Raw genomic sequence first — 3246 nt, forward strand, 5'->3', positions numbered from 1 at the left:
GCAGCACTCCATCATGAAATTTGTTGACGAAGCCTTTATTGACATTGCCGCAGGCGATGGCGGGAGTGGCTGCGTCTCCTTCAGCCACGAAAAGTACAAGGAGTTCGGCGGCCCAAACGGTGGCGACGGCGGACGCGGCGGTCATGTGTACGCGGTGGCCGACATCAACCTGAACACGCTGGTGGACTTCCGGTTTTCACGCCGCCACGAGGCCCGTAACGGCCAGCATGGCATGGGTTCCGACATGTTCGGCGCCAAGGGCGACGACATCATCCTGAAGATGCCGGTAGGAACCATCCTGACCGACGGCGAAACCGGGGAAGTACTTTACGAATTGCTGGTTCCCGGTGAACAGGTGCTGATCGCCAAGGGCGGCGACGGCGGCTTCGGCAACCTGCGCTTCAAAAGCTCGACCAACCGCGCGCCACGCAGCAAGACACCCGGCTGGCCCGGCGAGCGAAAAAGCCTCAAGCTCGAACTCAAGGTACTGGCCGACGTCGGCTTGCTGGGCATGCCCAATGCCGGCAAGTCCACCTTCATTTCGGCCGTGTCGAACGCGCGCCCGCGCATTGCAGACTACCCTTTCACCACCCTGCATCCCAACCTCGGCGTGGTACGCGTGGGCCCGGAACAAAGCTTCGTGGTGGCAGATCTTCCCGGCCTGATCGAGGGTGCTTCGGAAGGCGCCGGCCTGGGCCACCTGTTCCTCCGGCATCTGCAGCGCACCCGCCTGCTGTTGCATATTGTCGACATGGCGCCTTTCGATGAAGGCGTGGACCCGGTGGCGCAAGCCAAGGCGATTGTGGGCGAACTCAAGAAATACGACGAAGCCCTTTACGACAAACCACGCTGGCTCGTCCTCAACAAGCTCGACATGGTGGACAAGGACAAACGTGCCGCGCTCGTGAAGGACTTCGTCAAACGCTTCAAGTTCAAGGGCCCCGTCTTCGAAATCTCGGCCTTGACGCGCGAGGGTTGCGAGCAGCTGGTCAAAACCATTTACCAGCATGTGAAGAGCGTCCAGAAAAGCGAGCAGCCGGTGGAAGAGGTTGATCCGCGATTTGCCGAACTGCCGCCGGAATCCCCGTAACGGCCTTTCCCCGCTGATTTTCGGGCAAACGCCGCCGGCATTTGCTATATAAACGATAGCTGCTTGCGCCCGCCCTGATTGGGCTAGAGCCCTAAAATACACTTAAATGCAAGAACAAACCGGCTCCTTGGTCCTGCGCAACGCCAAACGCATCGTGGTGAAGGTGGGCTCCAGCCTGGTCACCAACGAAGGGCGCGGGCTGGATTCCGTGGCCATCGGCCAGTGGTGCGAGCAGCTGGCAGCCCTCGTGAAGGACGGCCGGGAGGTCATCATGGTCAGCAGCGGCGCCATTGCCGAGGGCATGAAACGCCTGGGCTGGGCGACCCGGCCCAAGGCCATCCATGAGCTGCAGGCGGCCGCCGCCGTGGGCCAGATGGGTCTGGTCCAGGTTTATGAAACCAAGCTGCGCGAAAACGGCATCGGCAGCGCCCAGGTCCTGCTGACGCACGCCGACCTGGCCGACCGCGAACGCTACCTCAATGCACGCTCCACCCTGCTGGCGCTGTTGCAGCTTGGCGTAGTACCCGTCATCAACGAAAACGACACCGTCGTCAATGACGAGATCAAGTTTGGCGACAACGACACGCTGGGCGCACTGGTCGCCAACCTGGTGGAAGCCGATGCGCTGGTCATCCTCACCGACCAGCGCGGCCTCTACACCGCTGATCCGCGCAAGGACCCGGCCGCACAGTTTGTGCATGAGGCCAAGGCCGGCGACGCAGCGCTGGAGACCATGGCGGGAGGCGCAGGTTCCAGCATTGGCAAGGGCGGCATGATCACCAAGATCCTGGCCGCCAAACGCGCCGCGGGCTCAGGCGCATCGACAGTTATCGCCTGGGGCCGCGAGCCGCAAGCGCTGGTCCGGCTCACCCGGGGCGAGCCCATCGGCACGCTGCTGGTGGCGCAAACCCAGAAGATGCAGGCCCGCAAGCAATGGATGGCCGATCACCTGCAAATGCGGGGCTCAGTCACCGTGGACGCAGGCGCCGTGGGCAAGGTGCGCGATGAGGGAAAAAGCCTGCTGCCCATCGGCATGACGGCCGTTCAGGGGGAGTTTTCACGCGGCGATGTCATCGCCATCAGGGATCCCGGAGGCGCCGAGATCGCGCGCGGCCTGGCCAATTACTCAAGCGCCGAAGCCCGCATGATCTGCCGCAAGGCATCGTCAGAGTTCGAAAAACTGCTGGGCTACACGGGCGAACCCGAAATGGTTCACCGCACCAACCTGGTATTGAGCCGCTAGGTTTGCCGGGCGCCACGCTGCGGCGTCGCAGCCGCGAGCCCTCGCCTATTCCCGGGTCCTGAAATTCGGGTTCTTCAGCCGCGACACCATCAGGTCCACTGTTTGCACAGGTGCCGCGCTGTCGCAGGCGCCGGCCCTGGCCAAACGGAAAGCATGCTTGGACGGCATATTGCCGAACACCGACTTCCACTCCGGATTGCTGACGTTGGTCCATTTGCCGTCTGAATAGCGGGCATAGGTCTTGAATTCGCCGGTGCTGCAGCGTATGCCTTCGTACATCACATTGCGTGCGCCGCTGGCATTCGAGGCCACGATCACGTAGCGCACGACGCTGTCCTTGTTCGAAATCTGGATGGTCGCAGGGTCCACGCCGTACACCAGCTGGGAATTGGGCGACACCTCAAACGTGACGAGTTTGGTGAGGTCGAAGGCCGGCGGCGCCGAAACGCTGTCTTCTTTCCACTCTTCGGGATCATCCGCCGGGGCCACGGCCCATGATGTACAGCTGATCCCCAGCAAAAGCGTGGCGGCCACAAGGGCGGGTTTGAGATTCATGGTTTGGTTGGTTGGCTGTTCGCATCCAGGCTGGTCTGCGGATCGGGTTCAAAAGTGGCGCCGGGCGGCAATTCAAACGACGCCCCCAGCCGTGTCAGTGGTGCATGAAAGGGCTCGCCAGCGGGCGGAAAACCGCCCTCGCCGGCCTGGCCCGCGTGGTCACGCTGATGCAAGCCCCCGCGCAAATAACGGTTGCGGTGGTCGGGGCGCTGCTCGAAACGCGCGTCCGTGCGCGGAACGAACCGCGACAGCTCGGTCAGGGCCATTTCGTACACGCCGCGCTTGAACTCAACCACCACGTCCAGCGGCACCCAGTAGTCGTTCCAGCGCCAGGCATCGAACTCCGGATGGTCTGTGG

At 62.7% G+C, this 3246-nt stretch carries 3 protein-coding genes and 1 pseudogene; 2 read left to right on the forward strand and 2 right to left on the reverse strand.

Going from position 1 to position 3246, the window contains the following annotated elements:
• Window positions 1-13 precede the first annotated feature (13 nt).
• Entirely contained in the window at window positions 14-1090 is a 1077-nt protein-coding gene (cgtA, locus tag AC1DWI_RS17360; protein WP_477649123.1) for an Obg family GTPase CgtA, read from the forward strand.
• A 106-nt stretch (window positions 1091-1196) separates the two neighbouring features.
• On the forward strand, window positions 1197-2333 hold the full coding sequence (gene proB / locus AC1DWI_RS17365; RefSeq protein WP_477669838.1) for a glutamate 5-kinase: 1137 nt from the start codon (window positions 1197-1199) through the stop codon (window positions 2331-2333).
• Window positions 2334-2378: 45 nt separating this feature from the next.
• Here proB and AC1DWI_RS17370 read toward each other — a convergent pair whose 3' ends face one another.
• Together AC1DWI_RS17370 and AC1DWI_RS17375 are read right to left on the reverse strand one after the other, a co-directional pair.
• Entirely contained in the window at window positions 2379-2888 is a 510-nt protein-coding gene (locus tag AC1DWI_RS17370) for a CNP1-like family protein (RefSeq protein ID WP_477669839.1), read from the reverse strand.
• Window positions 2885-3246: pseudogene (locus tag AC1DWI_RS17375) on the reverse strand (RNA pyrophosphohydrolase); the annotation flags it as partial. The gene AC1DWI_RS17370 and the pseudogene AC1DWI_RS17375, both read right to left, overlap by 4 nt.

This window comes from Polaromonas sp. P3_C2 (genome assembly GCF_056402675.1).